This window comes from Mycobacterium sp. PS03-16 (genome assembly GCF_004570325.1).
GTDB lineage: Bacteria > Actinomycetota > Actinomycetes > Mycobacteriales > Mycobacteriaceae > Mycobacterium.
On the sequence record NZ_SPQO01000081.1, the window covers coordinates 1 to 964 of the forward strand.

Annotated in this window: 1 protein-coding gene; it reads right to left on the bottom strand. The window is 70.1% G+C overall.

From position 1 onward, the window contains the following. Positions 1-964: DUF222 domain-containing protein (locus tag E4P42_RS27540; RefSeq protein WP_245234258.1), on the bottom strand; the 964-nt coding region annotated here is incomplete at both ends.

The window sequence follows — 964 nt, forward strand, 5'->3', positions numbered from 1 at the left end:
CCGCCGGCGGTGCGGGCGTAGCCGGCGGCTTTTTCCAGGTCGTCGAGGGTGGTGGTGACGACGATGCTGGCGGGTAGGCCGTGGCGGGTGCCCAGGGCGCCGGACGCCAACGCGAGCCGCAGGCCGGCTTTCAGTGCGTCGTAGTCGCGTTGGCTTTTGGTTTCGCGCTCCAGCCACGGCGGTATGGGGGCGTCGGGCGGGTCCGATGGCGGGATGTCGGTGATTGTGTCGGTGGTCGGGGGCTCGGGGGTGTCGCTGTGCTCGGCTGGTTCCCCGGCGATCGGGTCGCCGGGCTCGCTGTCGACCGGTGCATCGATGGGTGCGTCATCGGCTGTGGTGTCGCCGTCGTTGCTGGTGTCCTGCTTGTCGCCGTTGTAGTGGGCGATGAGGGCGTCGAGCAGGGCGCGGCCTTCGGGGTCGAGTAGGCCGGTGAGGGTGCTCATGCCGTCGCGTTGTTGGCGGCCGATGCGGATGAAGCGTTTGCGTTGTTGTTCGTCGTAGTCGGGTTCGGCGCCGTCGGGGTCGATGTAGTCGAGGATTTGTTGGGCGGCGGCGCGTAGTTGGTCGGGGCTGAGCCGGGCGGCGAGGCGGGCCAGGGTGTTCTCGGTGTCGGTGCGGGTGGCGTGATCGGTCCAGCGGGGCAGCTCTTTGAGGAAGGTTTTGATGTGGCGGACGTGGGCGGGGCTGATGTCGCCGCGGGCCAGCGCAGCGGCGGTGGCGGCCATGTCGGGGTCGAGTTTCTCCCCGGAGAGCGTGTGGCGGGGGCCGAGGAGCGCGGCGTCGTTGATCCGGGCGGCGGCCGCGTCGGGGGCCAGGTGCAGCAGTTCGACCAGGACATTTTTCGCTGAGGCGCCGTCGAAGTCGTGGTAGGTGAGGTTGTCGCGCAGGGCGGCGAGGACGGTGTGGCCGAGGGCGTGTTGGCGGTTGAGGGCGCGTTCGTAGCGGGCGGCCAGGTGGCCGAGTT